This is a genomic window from Pseudomonas aylmerensis (genome assembly GCF_001702265.1).
Classification (GTDB): domain Bacteria; phylum Pseudomonadota; class Gammaproteobacteria; order Pseudomonadales; family Pseudomonadaceae; genus Aquipseudomonas; species Aquipseudomonas aylmerensis.
This window is the reverse complement of sequence record NZ_MAUE01000022.1, coordinates 75,431-92,980: the sequence shown is the minus strand read 5'-3', so window position 1 is coordinate 92,980 and position 17,550 is coordinate 75,431. Positions and strand designations below refer to the sequence as shown.

Annotated in this window: 17 protein-coding genes; 11 read left to right on the top strand and 6 right to left on the bottom strand. The window is 62.5% G+C overall.

Annotated features, from left to right (window positions below):
- Window positions 1–18: 18 nt before the first annotated feature.
- The 5 genes from pyrR to gshB all read right to left on the bottom strand — a co-directional run bounded on the left by pyrR (window position 19) and on the right by gshB (window position 3,827).
- The gene (gene pyrR / locus BBG20_RS15530; protein ID WP_065902137.1) at window positions 19–525 is read right to left on the bottom strand and encodes a bifunctional pyr operon transcriptional regulator/uracil phosphoribosyltransferase PyrR; all 507 of its coding nucleotides are present in this window, start codon (window positions 523–525) and stop codon (window positions 19–21) included.
- 82 nt (window positions 526–607) lie between these two features.
- The gene (gene ruvX / locus BBG20_RS15525) at window positions 608–1,045 is read right to left on the bottom strand and encodes a Holliday junction resolvase RuvX (protein WP_065902131.1); all 438 of its coding nucleotides are present in this window, start codon (window positions 1,043–1,045) and stop codon (window positions 608–610) included.
- Window positions 1,045–1,614 carry a YqgE/AlgH family protein gene (locus BBG20_RS15520; protein ID WP_065902129.1) on the bottom strand — a complete coding sequence of 190 codons (570 nt, stop codon included), beginning with the start codon at window positions 1,612–1,614 and terminating at the stop codon, window positions 1,045–1,047. Before BBG20_RS15520 ends, ruvX begins: the two co-directional genes overlap by 1 nt.
- Before the next feature lie 273 nt (window positions 1,615–1,887).
- On the bottom strand, window positions 1,888–2,796 hold the full coding sequence (locus BBG20_RS15515; RefSeq protein ID WP_065902126.1) for an energy transducer TonB: 909 nt from the start codon (window positions 2,794–2,796) through the stop codon (window positions 1,888–1,890).
- Window positions 2,797–2,873: 77 nt separating this feature from the next.
- Window positions 2,874–3,827, bottom strand: a complete 954-nt coding sequence (gshB, locus tag BBG20_RS15510) for a glutathione synthase (protein ID WP_065902124.1) — start codon at window positions 3,825–3,827, stop codon at window positions 2,874–2,876.
- 238 nt (window positions 3,828–4,065) lie between these two features.
- Between gshB and pilG the strand changes: the two genes are divergently transcribed.
- From pilG to BBG20_RS15480, 6 genes are all read left to right on the top strand, one after another.
- Window positions 4,066–4,473 carry a twitching motility response regulator PilG gene (gene pilG / locus BBG20_RS15505; protein ID WP_010564379.1) on the top strand — a complete coding sequence of 136 codons (408 nt, stop codon included), beginning with the start codon at window positions 4,066–4,068 and terminating at the stop codon, window positions 4,471–4,473.
- Window positions 4,474–4,519: 46 nt separating this feature from the next.
- The gene (gene pilH, locus BBG20_RS15500; RefSeq protein WP_014720320.1) at window positions 4,520–4,885 is read left to right on the top strand and encodes a twitching motility response regulator PilH; all 366 of its coding nucleotides are present in this window, start codon (window positions 4,520–4,522) and stop codon (window positions 4,883–4,885) included.
- Between the two features lie 12 nt (window positions 4,886–4,897).
- Complete coding sequence (locus BBG20_RS15495) at window positions 4,898–5,422, top strand: chemotaxis protein CheW (RefSeq protein ID WP_065902122.1); 525 nt, start codon at window positions 4,898–4,900, stop codon at window positions 5,420–5,422.
- A complete protein-coding gene (locus tag BBG20_RS15490; RefSeq protein WP_065902120.1) occupies window positions 5,419–7,470 on the top strand; it encodes a methyl-accepting chemotaxis protein in 2,052 nt (683 codons plus the stop codon). The genes BBG20_RS15495 and BBG20_RS15490 overlap by 4 nt, the downstream gene beginning before the upstream one ends.
- Window positions 7,471–7,646: 176 nt before the next feature.
- On the top strand, window positions 7,647–13,463 hold the full coding sequence (locus tag BBG20_RS15485; protein WP_065902117.1) for an Hpt domain-containing protein: 5,817 nt from the start codon (window positions 7,647–7,649) through the stop codon (window positions 13,461–13,463).
- Entirely contained in the window at window positions 13,456–13,911 is a 456-nt protein-coding gene (locus tag BBG20_RS15480) for a chemotaxis protein CheW (protein ID WP_065902115.1), read from the top strand. The genes BBG20_RS15485 and BBG20_RS15480 overlap by 8 nt, the downstream gene beginning before the upstream one ends.
- 144 nt (window positions 13,912–14,055) lie before the next feature.
- Here BBG20_RS15480 and BBG20_RS15475 read toward each other — a convergent pair whose 3' ends face one another.
- Complete coding sequence (locus tag BBG20_RS15475; RefSeq protein ID WP_065902113.1) at window positions 14,056–14,343, bottom strand: HigA family addiction module antitoxin; 288 nt, start codon at window positions 14,341–14,343, stop codon at window positions 14,056–14,058.
- A 263-nt stretch (window positions 14,344–14,606) separates the two neighbouring features.
- Here BBG20_RS15475 and BBG20_RS31845 point away from each other — a divergent pair, with 263 nt between their 5' ends.
- From BBG20_RS31845 to BBG20_RS15455, 5 genes are all read left to right on the top strand, one after another.
- Entirely contained in the window at window positions 14,607–14,990 is a 384-nt protein-coding gene (locus BBG20_RS31845) for a polymorphic toxin type 44 domain-containing protein (RefSeq protein WP_083221346.1), read from the top strand.
- Window positions 14,968–15,387, top strand: coding sequence for a hypothetical protein (locus tag BBG20_RS15470; protein WP_065902111.1), 420 nt, complete (start codon window positions 14,968–14,970; stop codon window positions 15,385–15,387). The genes BBG20_RS31845 and BBG20_RS15470 overlap by 23 nt, the downstream gene beginning before the upstream one ends.
- Before the next feature lie 526 nt (window positions 15,388–15,913).
- Window positions 15,914–16,153, top strand: coding sequence for a DUF6124 family protein (locus tag BBG20_RS15465; RefSeq protein WP_065904909.1), 240 nt, complete (start codon window positions 15,914–15,916; stop codon window positions 16,151–16,153).
- A 61-nt stretch (window positions 16,154–16,214) separates the two neighbouring features.
- Window positions 16,215–16,844, top strand: a complete 630-nt coding sequence (locus tag BBG20_RS15460) for a nucleotidyltransferase domain-containing protein (protein WP_065904908.1) — start codon at window positions 16,215–16,217, stop codon at window positions 16,842–16,844.
- Window positions 16,807–17,241 (top strand): hypothetical protein, encoded by a 435-nt coding sequence (locus BBG20_RS15455; RefSeq protein WP_065904907.1) that lies wholly within the window; start codon window positions 16,807–16,809, stop codon window positions 17,239–17,241. The genes BBG20_RS15460 and BBG20_RS15455 overlap by 38 nt, the downstream gene beginning before the upstream one ends.
- Window positions 17,242–17,550: the final 309 nt, after the last annotated feature.

Genomic DNA, 17,550 nt, shown 5'->3' with positions numbered 1-17,550 from the left:
GACTCTTTACAAGGCGGTTTAAAGGGCAAGGTCTTGCAGTTCGAGTTCGAGCGGCGTAGGACCGGACAATTTTACCCGCTGATGGGCTGAAAGCGACAGGGTGGCGCCGACCACATCCGGGCTGATCGGCAGTTCGCCGGCGTCCAGGTCCAGCAGGCAGACCAGGGTCACGCTGGCTGGGCGGCCGTAGTCGAACAGCTCGTTCATGGCGGCGCGGATGGTGCGGCCGCTCATCAGCACGTCGTCGATCAGCACCAGGTGCTGGCCTTCGATCTCGAATGGCAGGGCCGATGGGCGCACTTGTGGGTGCAGGCCGTTCTGGCTGAAGTCGTCGCGGTAGAAGGACACATCCAGTGTGCCCAGGGGCGAATCGCTGCCCAGTGCTTCCAGCAACGCCTGGGCCACCCACACACCGCCGGTGCGAATGCCGATGAAGCGCGGTTCGCTGATGGCGCGGTGTTGCAGATGGGCCGTCAGGCTCGTCGCCATCTGGCTGATCAGTTCGGCGGGATTGGGCAGGCTCATGGTGGCTCCTTCTAGGCCTTGCGCGGCGGGGTGACGGCAAGGTCCGGGCTCAAACGTAAAAAGACGCGGCAAGCCGCGTCAGTCAGGATTCAAATAAAGCGGTGTTTTCATCCAGCCAACCCTGCAACAGCAAGGCGGCGGCGATGGCGTCCACGGGGTTGTCGCGGTAGCTGCCCTTTTGCCCGCCACGGGCCAGGCGCTCACCCTTGGCTTCGAAGGTGGTGAGGCGTTCGTCGTGGGTATAGAAGGGCAGGTTGTAGCGGCCATTGAGGCGACGCGCGAACTTCTCGGCGCGCAGGCACATGTCGCTGGGTGTGCCGTCCATGTTCAAGGGCAGGCCAACCACGACGGCGTCGGGCTTCCACTCCTTGATCAGGGCTTCGACCTGGTTCCAGTCCGGCACGCCGTTCTGGGCTTTAAGGGTGCACAACTCGCGGGCCTGGCCGGTGATGACCTGGCCGACCGCGACGCCGATCTGTTTGGTGCCGTAGTCAAACCCGAGGATCAAGCGCAAAGCCATCAGGCGTGCCCCGCCTGGCTGGTGAGCAGGCTGAGGTTGACGCGCAGCTTGGCGGCGGCCGCCTCCAGGCGCAGTTCGCTGGCGGTGTGAAACAGGATGTCGGCGTCGAACGGGCAGGTCAGCCAGGCATTGCTGGCCAGTTCGGCTTCCAGCTGCCCGGCCTCCCACCCTGCGTAACCGAGGGTGATGACACTGTGCTCCGGGCCGACGCCGTCGGCGATGGCGAACAGTATGTCCTGGGAGGTGGACAGCGACACACCTTCCAGGTCAACCGTGGCCTGGAACTTTGGCCCGGTGGGGTGCAGCACAAAACCGCGATCCGTCTGCACCGGCCCGCCGATATAAATCGGCACGCCCTGGCAACGCGCCGGCGGGTCGATCTCGGGGCGCAGTTGCTCGAGGATATCCGCCAGGTTCAGCTCCTGCGGGCGGTTCACCACCAGCCCCATGGCACCATTGGCCGTGTGCTCGACTATATAGGTCAAGGTCTGCGCAAAGTTCGGGTCGGCCATATGGGGCATGGCGATCAGGAATTGGTGCTTGAGGTAGGTCGGGCTGACATTTTTCATGTCCGCTAGTGTGGCGGGGGAGGCGCGAACTGACAAGCTGCGGCGGGCCCTAATTGTCACGAGCGGGGCTGCTGTGGTGGGCGGGCTCACTGTGGCGAGCGGGCTTGCCCCGCGTTGGGCTGCGCAGCGGCCCTAAAATCTGACACTGCGGTTTTTCAGCAGGAGCGCGATGAGAAGAGTGGGGCTGCTGCGCAGCCCAACGCGGGGCAAGCCCGCTCGCCACAATAAGCCTGTTCGCCCTATTAGTCCTGCTGGCTGCCAGGGGGCGGTGTGTCAGTTACTGGACAGCCGGTCGCCCTTGGCAAACTTCCAGGTGCGGATGATTTCCAGGCGGTCGACGTCATTCAGGTCGCCGGTGAACGGCGCAAAGGGCGCGGCCAGGCGCACGATGCGCTGGGCAGCCTGGTCGAGCAGCGGCTGGCCGGAGGACTCCAGCACCTGCACCTCATATAACGTGCCGTCGCGGTTGATCGACACCAACAAGCGCAAATTGCCATAAATCTGCTGGCGTCGGGCTTCATCCGGGTAATTCAGGTTGCCGATGCGCTCGACCTTCTTGCGCCACTCATCCTTATACCAGGCGCCCTTGTCGCGCATGGTCGACGCGGCGTTCAACCGGTAGATGCGCGGGCGCTTGGCGTAGAGCTGCTGTTCGTTGGCCAGTTCGGCTTCGAGGCTGGAGATCTGGTCGGAGAGCTGCGAGCTGTCGAACGTGGGCGCCGGCTTTACAGGCTCGGGTTGCGGTTCGGTCTTGGCCTTTTCGCGCTGGGTCGGGGCTTTTTGCGGTTTGGGCGCGACGGTGGTCACGGCGGCCTTGGGCGCAGCCTGTTTGACTTCGGGCTTGGGCGCAGGCGGTGGCGGGGTGACTTTATTGACCTTGTTGTCCTGGAACGGCGCCACTTCGGTGGTCTTGGGCACCGCTTTCTTGTCGAGCGTGCCGCTGCCCTGCTGGTTGTCCTGGGCGAGAAAGTCAGCCTTTTCGGGCGGTTTTTCACTCTTGAACGTGGCGAGGGTGATTTCCAGGGTCTGGGTGATCTGCTTGGGTTCGACCATGGTGAACCCCACGCCGAGGATCAAGGCCAGGTGAATCAGTGCAGCGAGGAACAGGGTAAATCCGAGCCGATCAGCCGGGCGCACGCCGCTGTGGGAGAGTTCGGGGGGCAGATCGGACGGGAGTGTCATGACAAGAAAACCAACATCGCGCGTTTCACAGGTGGCGCATGATAACGCAATGTTGGTTTATGTCCGGCTGTTCTATGTCACTTGGCCTGGAGCTTGCGCTCAATCGCCGCCATCAGCATTTCACCAATATTGGTGCCGAACGCATTGTCGATCTCGCGGATACAGGTGGGGCTGGTGACGTTGATTTCAGTGAGGTTTTCACCAATCACGTCGAGGCCGACAAACAGCAGGCCCTTTTCGCGCAGGGTTGGGCCGACCTGGGAAGCGATCCAGCGGTCCTTGTCCGACAGCGGCCGCGCTTCACCACGGCCACCCGCGGCGAGGTTGCCACGGGTCTCGCCGGCCGCCGGGATGCGCGCCAGGCAATAGTCCACCGGCTCGCCGTCGATCATCAGGATGCGCTTGTCGCCATCCTTGATCGCCGGCAGGTAGGCCTGGCCCATGATCTGCTGGGTGCCCAGCGCGGTCAGGGTCTCCAGGATCACCGACAGGTTCGGATCCCCTGCACGGTGACGGAAGATCGAGGTACCGCCCATGCCGTCCAGCGGCTTGAGGATCACGTCGCCGTGCTTGGCGGCGAATTCACGCAGCACATCGGCGCGGCGGCTGACCACGGTCGGTGGCGTGCACTGCGGGAACAGCGTGGCGAACAGTTTTTCATTGCAGTCGCGCAGGCTCTGCGGCTTGTTGACGATCAATACCCCGGCGCGCTCGGCCTGCTCCAGCAGGTAAGTGGAGTAGACGAATTCCATGTCGAACGGCGGGTCCTTGCGCATCAGGATCACGTCCAGGTCGCTCAGGGGGCTGTCGATTTCGTCCGAAAGCTCGAACCACTTCTCGGGGTTGGCAAACACCTGCAGCGGGCGCATGCGCGCGCGAGCCTGGCCGTCACCCTGGTAAAGATCCGGCTGTTCCATATAGAACAGGCTCCAGCCGCGGGCCTGGGCGGCCAGGAGCATGGCCAGCGAGCTGTCCTTTTTATAGGAGATGCTGGCGATAGGGTCCATGACAATGCCGACGCGAACGCTCATGGGGGATTTCCTCTAGCAAATTAGGCGCATAAAAGTGGCGTCAGAGTGGCGCTGCGGCTGTTGTGGGTCAAGGAAAAACCACCTGGCCGGTTGCTCGATAGATTGCGCCCGGAGACTGTGCTAAAAAGACTGCCACGGCGCAGCAGCCCTTGAATTCCAAGGCTTGCGGCGCTCATCCTGTGCAACATCAGGCAGTACACACCGAAAACCGATTCGCTGTGGCGATGGTAGAGCAGATATGGAACAGCATTCCAACGCCTTGAGAGTGATGGTGATCGACGATTCGAAAACGATCCGCCGCACCGCCGAGACCCTGTTGAAGAACGTGGGGTGCGATGTCATCACGGCCATCGACGGTTTCGATGCCCTGGCCCGGATTGTTGATCATCACCCGCACATTATCTTTGTCGACATCATGATGCCGCGCCTGGATGGTTATCAGACCTGCGCCCTGGTGAAGAACAACCCGGCGTTCAAGTCGATCCCGGTGATCATGCTGTCCTCCAAGGACGGCCTGTTCGACAAGGCCAAGGGGCGCATCGTCGGTGTCGATCAGTTTTTGACCAAGCCTTTCAGCAAGGAAGAACTGCTGGGCGCGATCAAGGCCTACGTGCCTGGGTTCGCCGCAGTAGAACAAGCACACTGACGCCGCCCCACAAGGGCTGGCGCCGACCAATGTAGTGGGGAAAACCATGGCACGCGTTCTGATCGTCGACGATTCGCCGACTGAAATGTACAAACTCACCGGCATGCTGGAAAAGCATGGCCACCAGGTGCTCAAGGCCGAAAACGGCGCGGACGGCGTGGCCCTGGCCCGCCAGGAAAAGCCCGATGCCGTGCTGATGGACATCGTGATGCCGGGGCTCAATGGCTTCCAGGCCACGCGCCAGCTGTCCAAGGAGCCGGAAACCAACGGCATCCCGATCATCATCATCACCACCAAGGATCAGGAAACCGACAAGATCTGGGGCGCGCGCCAGGGCGCCAAGGATTACCTGACCAAACCGGTGGATGAAGAAACCCTGATCGCCACGCTGAACAAGGTGCTGGCCGGCTAAAGGCTCGCGATGATGACCGAGTCGCAAACCGCCTTCGAGCTGCTGCTGGACATCGACCGCCGCTGCCGCCTGCTGGCCGCCGACCTGCCGTCGCAGGAAACCCGCCTGCAGCGCTGGAGCGGGATCGGTTTTCGCCTGGGGCCGCATTGGTATGTGGCGCCCATGGGCGAAGTCGCCGAGGTCTTGCACGAGCCGCGCTGCACCTTGATGCCGGGGGTAAAGCCGTGGGTCAAGGGCGTGGCCAATCTGCGCGGGCGTTTGCTGCCGGTGATGGACCTGGGCGGGTTTCTCGGCCTGGAACTGTCCCGGGCGCGCAAGCAGCGGCGGGTGCTGGTAGTGGAATTCAACGACCTGTTTGTCGGGCTGCTGGTAGACGAGGTGGTAGGCATGCAGCATTTCGCACAAGACGCACTGCGGGCGAGCGCAGCTTTCGCCGCACCGTTTATCCAGGGCCAGTTCGATGGCGACCAGCAGTGGCAGGTGTTCAGCCCCTTCGCCCTGGCCCAGGCCCCAGGCTTCATGGATGTTGCCGCATGAGCACCCCGACCACGCCCAAACCCCAGGCCGCTTCACGCAGCCGCTCGCAGATCATCATGCTGTTTATCGCGCTGATCGTGTTCATCATGCTGTTGTTCGCCAACTTCGCGTACCTCAATACCCAGTCCACCTACGACAAGCAGTACATCGGCCACGCCGGTGAGTTGCGCGTGCTGTCCCAGCGCATCGCCAAGAACGCCACCGAAGCGGCTGCCGGCAAGGCGGCTGCGTTCAAGCTCTTGAGCGATGCGCGCAACGACTTCGCGCAACGCTGGGGCTACCTGAAAAAAGGTGACATTGAGACCGGGCTGCCCGCCGCGCCCAATGCTGTACGTGCGGAAATGCGCGCGGTACAGACCGACTGGGAAGCGCTGCTGAAGAACACCGACGCGATCCTCGCCAGCGAGCAGACCGTGCTGTCCCTGCACCAGGTGGCCGCAACCCTGGCTGAAACCGTGCCGCAGTTGCAGATGGAGTCGGAAAAAGTCGTCGATATCCTGCTGCAACGCGGCGCCCCGGCCAGCCAGGTGGCCTTGGCCCAGCGCCAGTCGCTGCTGGCCGAGCGCATTCTCGGCGCGGTGAATACCGTGCTCGCCGGCGACGAAACCGCCGTGCAGGCCGCCGACGCTTTCGGCCGCGACGCCAACCGCTTCGGCCAGGTGCTCAACGGCATGCTCCAGGGCAACGCCGGGCTGCGCATCACTCAGGTCGAAGACCGCGACGCCCGTGCGCGGCTGGCAGAAATTGCCGAGCTGTTCGAGTTTGTCTCCGGCTCCGTGGATGAAATCCTCGAGACCTCGCCGCAGCTGTTCCAGGTGCGCGCTTCGGCGAGCAATATTTTCAACCTGTCGCAAACCCTGCTCGATGAAGCCTCGCACCTGGCCACCGGTTTTGAAAACCTCGCCAGCGGGCGCAGCTTCGACACCATCGGCGGCTACGTGCTGGGCCTGCTGGCGCTGACCTCGATCATCCTCATCGGCCTGGTCATGGTGCGCGAGACCAACCGCCAGCTGCATGAAACCGCCGAGAAGAACGAGCGCAACCAGAACGCGATCATGCGCCTGCTGGATGAAATCGAGGACCTGGCCGACGGCGACCTCACCGTGACGGCGTCTGTGACCGAGGACTTCACCGGCGCCATCGCCGACTCCATCAACTATTCCGTCGACCAACTGCGCGACCTGGTCGCCACCATCAACCTCACCGCCGGGCAAGTCGCCGGCGCGGTGCAGGACACCCAGGCCACCGCCATGCACCTGGCCCAGGCCTCGGAGCATCAGGCCCAACAGATCGCCGAAGCCTCCACCGCGATCAACCAGATGGCCCAGTCCATCGACCAGGTCTCGGCCAACGCCGCTGAATCCTCGGCGGTGGCCGAGCGTTCGGTGGAGATTGCCAACAAAGGCAACGAGGTGGTGCACAACACCATCCACGGCATGGACAACATTCGCGAGCAGATCCAGGACACCGCCAAGCGCATCAAGCGCCTGGGCGAGTCGTCCCAGGAGATTGGCGATATCGTCAGCTTGATCGATGATATCGCCGACCAGACCAACATCCTCGCCCTCAACGCGGCGATCCAGGCGAGCATGGCCGGTGATGCCGGGCGCGGTTTTGCGGTGGTGGCCGATGAAGTGCAGCGGCTCGCCGAGCGTTCTTCCGCCGCCACCCGGCAAATCGAAACCCTGGTGCGGGCGATCCAGGCCGACACCAACGAAGCGGTGATCTCCATGGAGCAGACCACCACCGAAGTGGTGCGCGGCGCGCGGCTGGCGCAGGACGCCGGGGTGGCGCTGGAAGAGATCGAAGGCGTGTCGAAAACCCTCGCGGCACTGATCCAGAGCATCTCCAATGCGGCGCAGCAGCAGACCTCGTCGGCGGGGCAGATCTCGCTGACCATGAACGTGATCCAGCAGATCACCACCCAGACGTCGTCGGGCTCCACCGCCACTGCGGAAAGCATCGGCAACCTGGCGAAGATGGCCAGCCAGTTGCGCCGGTCGGTATCGGGGTTCACCTTGCCGCCGCCAAAACAGGTGGATGATTGAAAGGCTATCTGGAGAACACCACAGTCCAACTGTGGGAGCTGGCTTGCCTGCGATAGCGGACTGTCAGTGGATACATCTGCAGCTGACCCACCGCCATCGCAGGCAAGCCAGCGCCCACATGGATCTCCAGGGTTCTTGGCAACACACGCAATTCACGAAATCTAAGCGGAGCAGTTATGGTTGATCGGCACGACTACGTGGCCCTCGAATGGGTCAAGGGCGACATTGCCGAAACCCTGAAGCAGGCCCGGTCGGCGCTCGATACCTATGTCGACACCAGCGATGGCGACGCGATCGCCGAGTGCCTGGCCGGTATCCACCAGGTCCACGGTGCGCTGCAAATGGTCGAGTTCTACGGCGCGGCGCTGCTCGCCGAAGAGATCGAAGAACTGGCCCTGGCCCTGCAGGCCGGGCGTGTCAGCCGGCGCGATGAAAGCATCCGCCTGTTGCAACAGGCCCTCGGTCAATTGCCGTTGTACCTGGACCGCATCCACAGCGCCCGCCGCGACCTGCCGTTGGTAGTGTTGCCGCTGCTCAACGACCTGCGCACCGCACGCGGTGAAAGCCTGCTCTCGGAAACCAGCCTGTTCAGCCCGCAACTGCTGTCGATTGCACCGCTGCCCGACGAAGCCCTGGCCCAGCGCGCCGCCCCTGACCTTGCCGAGCAACTGCGCCAGTGGCACCAATTGCTGCAACAGGCCCTGGCCGGCCTGCTGCGTGAAGACCACGGCCCGAGCAACCTGGAAGACATGGCGCGGGTCTTTGCCCGCCTCGAAGCCCTGTGCCAGGGTGCGCCGCTGTTGCCGCTGTGGCAGGTCACCTCGGCGCTGGTCGAGGGCATGCTCACCGGCGTGATCGCCAACAGCCCGGCGCTGCGCAGCCTGCTCAAGGCCAGTGACAAGGAACTCAAGCGCCTGCTGGCCCAGGGCATTGGCGCGATCAACCGGCCGGCGCCGGATGAATTGCTCAAGAGCCTGCTGTTCTACGTGGCCAAGGTCACCCGGCCGACGCCGCGCATGCAAAGCCTCAAGGAGCGCTACGGCCTGGATGAGGCCTTGCCCGACAGTGCCGTGGTCGATGCCGAACGCGCGCGCCTGGCCGGGCCGGACCGCAATGCCATGGGCTCGGTACTCGGTGCGTTGTGCGAGGAACTGGTGCGGGTCAAGGAACGTCTCGACCTGTTCGTGCGCAGCGACCGCCAGCACACCAGCGACCTCGACGCGCTGCTCGCGCCGTTGCGGCAGATCGCCGATACCCTGGCCGTGCTGGGCTTTGGCCAGCCACGCAAAGTGATTATCGACCAGCTCGCCGTGGTGCTGAGCCTGGCCCAGGGGCAGCGCGAGCCGAATGACGCGGTGCTCATGGATGTCGCGGGTGCCTTGCTGTATGTCGAAGCGACGCTGGCCGGCATGGTCGGCACCGTCGAGCCGGAAAGCCGCGAAGAGAGCCGCCTGCCGACCACGGACCTGACCCAGATTCATCAACTGGTGATCCGCGAGTCCTGCCAGTGCCTGCGCCAGGCCAAGGAGTTAGTGATTGATTGCATCGAAGCGCAGTGGGGCCGCCAGCGCCTGGAATCCCTGCCGGAGCTGCTGAGCCAGGTACGCGGTGCGCTGGCGATGATTCCGCTGCCACGGGCGGCGAGCCTGATGCGCGGTTGCACCGATTATGTCGATGAACAGTTAATGACCCACGACAGCCCGCCTTCCGAGGCGCAGTTGGGGCATTTTGCCGATGTGATCAGCAGCCTGGAATACTACCTCGAACGCATGCTCCAGGACCCCGACGCCGCCGGCGAACGAGTGCTGGAGCTGGCCACCCAGGGCTTGGCCGCGCTGGGTTATCTGCCCGCCGAAAAGCCTTGGCGCCAGGCGCTGGTCGCGCCGGACGGGGCACTCTCGACCGAGATCGCGCCCAGCCAATCCCAATTCGACGCCCTGGCCAGCCCCACTTCGCGCCTCAACCCGCCGGCCCTGCAGCGTCCCGGCAGCCTGCTGCCGCCGCCGGCCGATGAGGAACCGATCGACGACGAGCTGCGTGAGGTCTTCCTCGAAGAAACCGACGAAGTCCTTGAGGTGCTGCACCGCTCCTTGCCCAACAGCGGCGATAAAACCGCCCAGGGCGAAATGCGTCGCGCCTTCCACACCCTCAAGGGCAGCGGCCGCATGGTGCGCGCGCTGGTGCTGGCCGAGCTGGCCTGGGCCGTGGAGAACCTGCTCAACCGCGTGCTGGAGCGCAGCGTGGCGCTCGGTCCCGAGGTACAACAGGTGCTGGACGAGGCGGTGGATTTGCTGCCGGAACTGATCGCCGATTTTGCCACCGACGACCAGCACCAGCGTGATGCAGTCGACGCCCTGGCCGCTCGCGCCCACGCCTTGGCCAGCGGTGCGCAGGCGCCGGTCGCCGAAGCCCATGACCCGATGCTGCTGGAGATCTTCCGCAACGAAGCCCAGAGTCACCTGGAGAGCCTCAACCACTTCCTGCAAGAAGCCGCCGAGCATGTGCCGCTGCAAGTCAGCGATGAATTGCAGCGCGCCCTGCATACCCTCAAGGGCAGCGCCTACATGGCTGGCGTGCTGCCTATCGCCGAGCTGGCGCGTCCGCTCGATCACCTGACCCGCGAGTACAAGGCGCACCGCCTGCCACTGGACCTGGACGAAGTGGAGTTGCTGCTCGAAGCCGAGGGCCTGTTCCAGCGCGGGCTGCGCCGCCTGAGCGATCCCCTGGCGCCGATCCAGGGCGCGCAGGACCTGATCAATCGGACCCAAAGCCTGCTCGATCAACAGCTCGCAGCGCTGCTCGATGCGCCCAACACCGGCCTGCGCATCAAGCGCGACCCGCAGTTGATCGCCAACTTCCTGGCCCAGGGCATGGACATCCTGCTGGACGCCGAAAGCCTGCTGCGCCGCTGGCAACAGCATCCCGGCGAACGCCAGGAGCTCACCGCGCTGCTCGACGAACTGACTACGCTGGGCGAGGGCGCGCACGTCGCCGACCTGCACGCCATCGACGAACTGTGTGAAGCCTTGCTCGACCTGTATGGCGCCGTGGAAGAGAGCAGCCTGGCGGTCAGCGAGCGGTTTTTCCATGAGGCCGAGCAGGCCCATGAAGCGTTGATCAGCATGCTCGACCAACTGGCCGCGGGGCAGGAAATCAATCCGGCGCCGGCACGGGTCGAGGCGCTGCGTGAACTGTTGGATGAGGCGCTCGACCCGTCCGCCACCGGCCTGATCAAAAGTGATGGCAGCCGCGCCCTGAGCATCTCCGAACTGGGCGCCGCGACGCAGCAGTTGGAGCACGACACCGTCATGGACGACGAGATCGTCGAGATCTTCCTGGAAGAGGCGGTGGATATCCTCGACAGCGCCGGGCAGTCCCTCAAGCGCTGGTTGCTGGAGCCCGACAGCGCGGCGCCGTTGTCCTCATTGCAGCGCGACCTGCACACCCTCAAGGGCGGCGCGCGGATGGCCGAAATCGGCCCGGTGGGCGACCTGGCCCATGAGCTGGAATGCCTTTACGAAGGCCTGGTGGACCGTCGCTACAGCTACTCCCCCGAGCTGTCCCAAGTACTGATGGCCAGCCATGAACGCTTGGCGCTGCAGTTGGAAGAGCTGCAACACCATCAGCCCCTGAGTGACAGCGCCGAGCTGATCGCCAAGGTGCGCGCGCTGCGCCAGGGCGGTACGCCCTCCGCCGCGGCGCAGGCCGCTGAAACTTCGAGCGCCGACCCGGAGTTGCTGGATATCTTCCTTGAAGAGGCCGCCGACATTCTCGACAGTTCCGGCAGCGCGTTGCTGCGCTGGCAGGCCGAGCCGAACAATCGCCAGGAAGTCGAAACCCTGCTGCGCGACCTGCACACCCTCAAGGGTGGCGCGCGCATGGTCGAGATCGGGCCGATTGGTGATCTGGCGCATGAACTGGAGTTTCTCTACGAGGGTTTGTCCGCCGGCTTGCTGGCGCCGTCCGACGAGTTGTTTGCATTGCTGCAAGGCTGCCATGACCGCCTGGCGCAGATGATCGATGCGGTCGCCGATGGCCTGCCGGTGGGTTCGGTGGACAAGCTGATCGAGCGCATCAAAAGCCTCGTGCACCCCAGCGATGAACCGGTGGTGCCGGTGGCATTGCCGGCGGGCAAGGTCGAAGCCGCGGTAGACCCCGCTGCGGACATGGTGAAAATCTCCGCCGACCTGCTCGACGACCTGGTCAACCTCGCCGGTGAAACCTCGATTTTTCGTGGCCGGATCGAGCAGCAGGTCAACGACGCGCGCATCGCTCTGACTGAAGTGGAAACCACCATCGAGCGCATGCGCGACCAACTGCGCCGCCTCGACACCGAGACCCAGGGCCGCATCCTCAGTCGCCAGCAGGCCGAGGCCGAACGCCTGGGGTATGAAGAATTCGACCCGCTGGAAATGGACCGCCATTCACAGTTGCAGCAATTGTCCCGCGCACTCTCTGAATCGGCCTCCGACCTGCTCGACCTCAAGGACACGCTCGAACGCCGCAACCAGGACGCCCACGACCTGTTGCAGCAACAGGCACGCATCAACACCGAGTTGCAGGAAGGCCTGATGCGCACGCGCATGGTGCCGTTCGAGCGCATGCTGCCGCGCCTCAAGCGCATCGTGCGCCAAGTGGCGGGCGAGCTGGGCAAGGACGTGGAATTCATCGTCGGCAATGCCGAGGGTGAGATGGACCGCAACGTGCTGGAGCGCATGGCCGCGCCGCTCGAACATATGCTGCGCAACGCCGTCGACCATGGCCTGGAATCCCGCGACGCACGCTTGGCCGCCGGCAAGCCGGAGAAGGGGCGCATCACCCTGGACCTGACCCACGAAGGCGGCGACATCGTCTTCGACATGCGCGACGACGGCGCCGGCGTGCCCCTCGAAGCGGTGCGGCGCAAGGCGATCAAGCGTGGCCTGCTCGATCCCAATCAAGAGATCAGCGACCGCGATGTCTTGCAGTTCATCCTGCAGCCGGGGTTCTCCACGGCGGAAAAAATCACGCAGATTTCCGGGCGTGGCGTGGGCATGGACGTAGTGCATGAAGAGGTGCGTCAACTCGGCGGCTCGATGTTCATTGATTCGACGCCGGGCGAGGGCGTGCACTTTCGCATTCGCCTGCCCTTCACCGTGTCGGTCAACCGCGCGCTGATGGTGCAATGCGCAGACGATCAATACGCGATCCCGCTCAACACCATCGAGGGCCTGGTGCGCGTGCTGCCGCACGAGTTGGCCGGGCACTATCAGCAAGACCCGCCGCGCTACGAATACGCCGGCCAGCGCTACGAGCTGTTCTACCTCGGCGACCTGCTACACACCGTTGCCCGTCCGAAATTGCTGGGTCAGTACCAGCCGGTGCCGGTGCTACTGGTGCAGTGCAACGAGCGCCGCGTGGCGGTGCACGTGGATGCCATGGCCGGCACGCGCGAGATTGTGGTCAAGGGCCTGGGCCCGCAGTTTGCCGGGGTCCAGGGCTTGTCCGGGGCGACCATCCTCGGCGATGGCCGCGTGGTGCTGATCATCGATTTGCTCGCGCATATCCGCGCGCGGCAACCGGCGTTGCCCGCGCAGACGGTTGATGCACCACTGATCCTCAACGACCCGCTGAAAAAGCGCCCATTGCTGGTGTTGGTGGTGGACGACTCGGTCACCGTGCGCAAAGTTACCAGCCGCCTGCTGGAGCGCAACGGCATGAACGTGCTCACGGCCAAAGACGGCATCGACGCCATCGCCGTGCTCGAAGAACACACCCCGGACCTGATGCTGCTCGACATCGAAATGCCGCGCATGGACGGTTTCGAGGTGGCCATCCAGGTGCGCAACGACCCGCGCCTGATGCGGCTGCCGATCATCATGATCACCTCGCGTACCGGCCAGAAACACCGCGACCGCGCCATGGCGATTGGCGTCAACGACTACCTCGGCAAGCCGTATCAAGAGTCGGTGCTGCTGGAAAGCATCGCCTATTGGAGCAAGTCCCATGCTTGACCACCGCACCAGCCAACTCACCGGCCTGCTCCTGCCCCTGGCCGACCGCCACCTGGTGCTGCCCAACGTCGCCATCGCCGAGCTGATCGACTTCCAACGCGGCGAACCGGCCAGTGATGCGCCGCCATGGTATTTGCGGCAAGTGACGTGGCGTGATCGGCAATTGCCATTGATCAGCTTCGAAGCGGTATGCGGCGAGGCCATCGTGACGGGAGAGCGCTCGCGCATTGTGGTGTTGAACGCCTTGGGCGGGCGGCCGACGTTGAAGTTTATTGCGCTGGTGATTCAGGGAATTCCGCGTTCTTACAAGCTCGATAGCCAGTTGAGCTATGTCGATGTACCGCTGTGCCCGCTGGAACTGGCAGCGGTACAGGTGGGTGAGCATGTGGCGAAGGTGCCGGATTTGATGGGGTTGGAGGCGCTGCTGGTGGAGTCCGGGTTGGCCTGAACCCCACACTCAAATCCCGTGAAGATCAAAATGTGGGAGCTGGCTTGCCTGCGATGGCGGCTTGTCAGTCGCAACATCAACAACCGACCCGCCGCTATCGCTGGCAAGCCAGCTCCCACACTGAATTGTGCTCGGCCCAAGATCTCAATCAATCCGCGCAAACGGCTCAATCATCGGCTGCTCCCGATGCTCGGCCTGCCACAAGTCGTAGGCGCTTTGCATCGACAGCCATAGGTGCGCGGTACTCACGCCGGCTCGCTCAAACCTCACGGCAAGGCCGGGGCTGAGAGGCGCGTGGCCATGCAAGATCCTTGAAAAGGTTTCGCGGGCGAAGCCAAGGTGCCTGGCCATTTCGGTGATGGTGATGCCCAGGGCAGGGACCACATCCTCTAGCAGGATTTCACCCGGGTGAGGTGGGTTGTGCATACCCATATAGGTACTCCTACTCAGTGGTAGTCAAGATAATCGACTATTTCGGCTGGGTCTTTGAGCCATAGCCTGAAAAGCCTATCCGAACATTCTTCGCTGTCTGTCGGAGGACACGGCGACACGTCCTCGCAGACCATGCAAATGATCAAAGAATGTCGGAATGGTATGAGTTGGCTGTAGGCGAGTTCTGCATTTGATTGAGCGGGTATTCAAGCCTGGGTGGGATGGCTAGCTTCTTAGCTCCTCACTGCCAGCTAGGACTCGCAATGGCCGTACCGTTAATGCCGCCTGGTGTTTCAATTCTTGAAAACATGGCGATATCTACATGCAAACGCATTCATCTCAAGCCCGGGTCGGCATTCGCCTACTCCTGGTTTTATTCTCAGGTTCGTGCCGCCGGCCCCTGGAACTACAAGAGGCGGGGACGTCAATACGAGGCTTTTGGTAATTTCAATTACGGTGCAACAGGCGCCGTGCTGGGGATTCCAGAGCATGTGCTGTTGCGGGCGGCAGGTGTTGCTCAAACCCTCGCAAAAACCACGCTTCCGGATTTTGGATTATGGTGGGGCGGTGAGCCTTTTGGTGACGACCCGCGAGATCAATATTGGATAAGGAGAGGTATTGAGTATGCAATTTCTCAAGGCCATTAAGGGACTCACACCTGTTCTGCGTAATTGCTTGCTGGCGGTCTGCCTGATCTATATCGGCGGCAGTTGGCTGATGTCACCCGGAGCGCCGGCTCTGGACGAAGTGGTGTTGAAGTATTCCTTGGGCAACGGTAATTCGATTTACGGTGCGCGAGATGGCCAAGGCGGAGCGACGGTGGGCTTTTCCTACAGATACTACGTCCATAAGGATCTGGGTAATGATCAGGAAATACTCACCACATTAGTGTCGGCACATCCCTTTCTGAAAACCCAAGAGCCCACTGTGCAAGTGAGTGAGCAGGATGGCGAGCTTCGATTGGATGTTCAGGGGCGGGTGTATGAGTACAAGAGTTATGCCCTCGAAGGCCTGGGAGGGGCCAAGGTAGTCATGGCGTTGTGATTCTCGATGCTGCGCGCGAGGTTGGGCAATATCAATGTGGCGAGCGGGCTTGCCCCGCGTTGGGCTGCGCAGCAGCCCCAAAACCTGCCCACGGTTTACATCTGATACACCGCATTGATCTGCCTGGGGCTGCTTCGCAGCCCAACGCGGGGCAAGCCCGCTCGCCACAGCCACAGGAAGTGCTTTGCCTTGAGAGTTGTGGTGAGCCTTCGGATTTTTCCTGCAGGATTTTGAGCCTTGCATGAACTTGTCGCGTGCAGTCAGCGCGCCTAGTCTTCGTCCCGTCATCGCAAAAAACGGTGACACGGACGTGCAAGTCCGACGAAACTGTTTAGGCGTACAAACGCCCTGCCAACCAACGGGCGTTTTTTGTGCTCGCTGCTTTATGGCGGCTGCGCGCAGGAGGTCTTCGGACCTGCTGGGTGTCCTAAACAGGCCCGGTCTTGCACACCTGCGCACGGTCGCCACCCTCATTCGCGTGCAAGCGAACGGTGGCGCTCCTTACTGACTGTTTAGGAGCTTCATCATGTTCAAACCTACGCCCAATCCGCCCCTCTTCACCGTAACCCCCCACCAAGAAACCGAAACCCTGCTGGTCAACGCCAGTGAAACCCTGTCCTCCCTCAACGCGCTCACCTGCAACCTGGCCTTCGACCTGGACACTTCTCAGCGCGCCATCCTGCTCGGGATCCAGCAAATGGCCGAGATGGGGCAGTTGTTGGTGGATCAGGCGCTGGAGCAGATTTCCCCCTCCCCAGCGGCTTAAAACTTGATCGTTCCCAAAAAGGGACCTATCGTTCCCTTTTTGGGACTCTTTGGCCGCCGTCATGCACACCTTACCGCTCAGCACCGCGCTCTTCACTGTCACCCAGCAAAAAGTGCTGGGCCTGCTTTTCGGTAAGCCCGACAAAAGCTTCTTCACCAATGAAATTGCGCGGTGGGCTCAGGTGGGCAAAGGCAGTCTCACCCGTGAACTGGAGCGCTTGCAGTCAGCGGGCATTTTGAGCATGACGCGCCAGGGCAACCAAACCCACTACCAGGCCAACCCCCAATGCCCGATCTACTCGGAGCTGTTAGCCATTGTGCGCAAGACGCTGAGCCTGGATGAGCCATTGCGCAATGCGCTGGCACCGTTCGCCGAGCACATAACCTGGGCCTTTATCTACGGCTCCATCGCCAAGGGCGAGGCGCACTCATCCAGTGACATAGATCTGATGCTGATTGGCGAAAGCCTCAGCTACAGTGAAGTCATGGAGCGGCTTATACCGTTGGAAGAGCAGCTGGGGCGCCCCATCAACCCGACGCTTTACACCCCTGAAGACTGGATTGGCAAATGGAATGCCGGGAACAGTTTTGTGCAGCGGGTCGTGCAGCAGGACAAGATCAATCTGATGGGGGGCAACCCCCTGGTATCCACGGATGGACAGCAAAGCAAACCTGGAGAATCTGCAACGTAGCGGTGGCTTGAAAGCTGAGCCGCCGGATCGCAAGGAGTGTGATGGGCTGATGCGTTCGGCCAGGGATCGGTTGAAGGACGCCGGTAATGCCGCGTTATCGTTCGCCAGTCGTTTCGACCTGGCTTATAACGCCGCCCATGCTCTCGCACTCACGGCCTTGCGCCTGCAAGGCTATCGCTCGGACAAACGCTATCTGGTCTTTCAATGTCTGGTTCACACCACCGACGTGGGCAAGGTGGCGGTAAGGTTGTTGGCCCTGTGTCATGAGCGTCGAAACCTGTCGGAATATGAAGGGTATATGGATGAGGATGAGGCGCTGCTAGGCCAGTTGGTTGATAGCGCGACGGCACTGCTGAATAAAGTGGAAGTTATGTTGGCTGGCCATGAGTGGCGATAGGGAGGGGCCGGCGCCCGCTTGCGAAAAAGGTCCCAAACAGGGACTGATCAGCCCCTTTTGGGGACCGCTATCTCACAGACACCACTGAACAAATGTGGGAGGGGGCTTGCCCCCGATGTCTGAGTGTCAGTTGATACATCACTTGGCTGACCCACCGCCCTCCCGGGCAAGCCCCTTCCCATATTTTTGATCTTCGCTGGCCCCGGATCAGCGTTTGCTGATGCTCCATTACTCCAGCCGTAATGATCCGTCGCCCAGCTTGATTGATGGCCCCCCGAATCACTCCTAAGGTACAGCCCACGACAGCAA

What these genes read in the sequence shown, in the direction of transcription:
- BBG20_RS15480 (WP_065902115.1), top strand. Translation starts at nt 13,456, where the DNA reads ATGCTTGACCACCGCACCAGCCAACTCACCGGCCTGCTCCTGCCCCTG.
- BBG20_RS15475 (WP_065902113.1), bottom strand. Translation starts at nt 14,343, where the DNA reads ATGGGTATGCACAACCCACCTCACCCGGGTGAAATCCTGCTAGAGGAT.
- pilH (WP_014720320.1), top strand. Translation starts at nt 4,520, where the DNA reads ATGGCACGCGTTCTGATCGTCGACGATTCGCCGACTGAAATGTACAAA.
- BBG20_RS15490 (WP_065902120.1), top strand. Translation starts at nt 5,419, where the DNA reads ATGAGCACCCCGACCACGCCCAAACCCCAGGCCGCTTCACGCAGCCGC.
- BBG20_RS15485 (WP_065902117.1), top strand. Translation starts at nt 7,647, where the DNA reads ATGGTTGATCGGCACGACTACGTGGCCCTCGAATGGGTCAAGGGCGAC.
- BBG20_RS31845 (WP_083221346.1), top strand. Translation starts at nt 14,607, where the DNA reads ATGGCCGTACCGTTAATGCCGCCTGGTGTTTCAATTCTTGAAAACATG.
- BBG20_RS15465 (WP_065904909.1), top strand. Translation starts at nt 15,914, where the DNA reads ATGTTCAAACCTACGCCCAATCCGCCCCTCTTCACCGTAACCCCCCAC.
- gshB (WP_065902124.1), bottom strand. Translation starts at nt 3,827, where the DNA reads ATGAGCGTTCGCGTCGGCATTGTCATGGACCCTATCGCCAGCATCTCC.
- BBG20_RS15470 (WP_065902111.1), top strand. Translation starts at nt 14,968, where the DNA reads ATGCAATTTCTCAAGGCCATTAAGGGACTCACACCTGTTCTGCGTAAT.
- ruvX (WP_065902131.1), bottom strand. Translation starts at nt 1,045, where the DNA reads ATGGCTTTGCGCTTGATCCTCGGGTTTGACTACGGCACCAAACAGATC.
- BBG20_RS15455 (WP_065904907.1), top strand. Translation starts at nt 16,807, where the DNA reads ATGGACAGCAAAGCAAACCTGGAGAATCTGCAACGTAGCGGTGGCTTG.
- pyrR (WP_065902137.1), bottom strand. Translation starts at nt 525, where the DNA reads ATGAGCCTGCCCAATCCCGCCGAACTGATCAGCCAGATGGCGACGAGC.
- pilG (WP_010564379.1), top strand. Translation starts at nt 4,066, where the DNA reads ATGGAACAGCATTCCAACGCCTTGAGAGTGATGGTGATCGACGATTCG.
- BBG20_RS15495 (WP_065902122.1), top strand. Translation starts at nt 4,898, where the DNA reads ATGACCGAGTCGCAAACCGCCTTCGAGCTGCTGCTGGACATCGACCGC.
- BBG20_RS15515 (WP_065902126.1), bottom strand. Translation starts at nt 2,796, where the DNA reads ATGACACTCCCGTCCGATCTGCCCCCCGAACTCTCCCACAGCGGCGTG.
- BBG20_RS15460 (WP_065904908.1), top strand. Translation starts at nt 16,215, where the DNA reads ATGCACACCTTACCGCTCAGCACCGCGCTCTTCACTGTCACCCAGCAA.
- BBG20_RS15520 (WP_065902129.1), bottom strand. Translation starts at nt 1,614, where the DNA reads ATGAAAAATGTCAGCCCGACCTACCTCAAGCACCAATTCCTGATCGCC.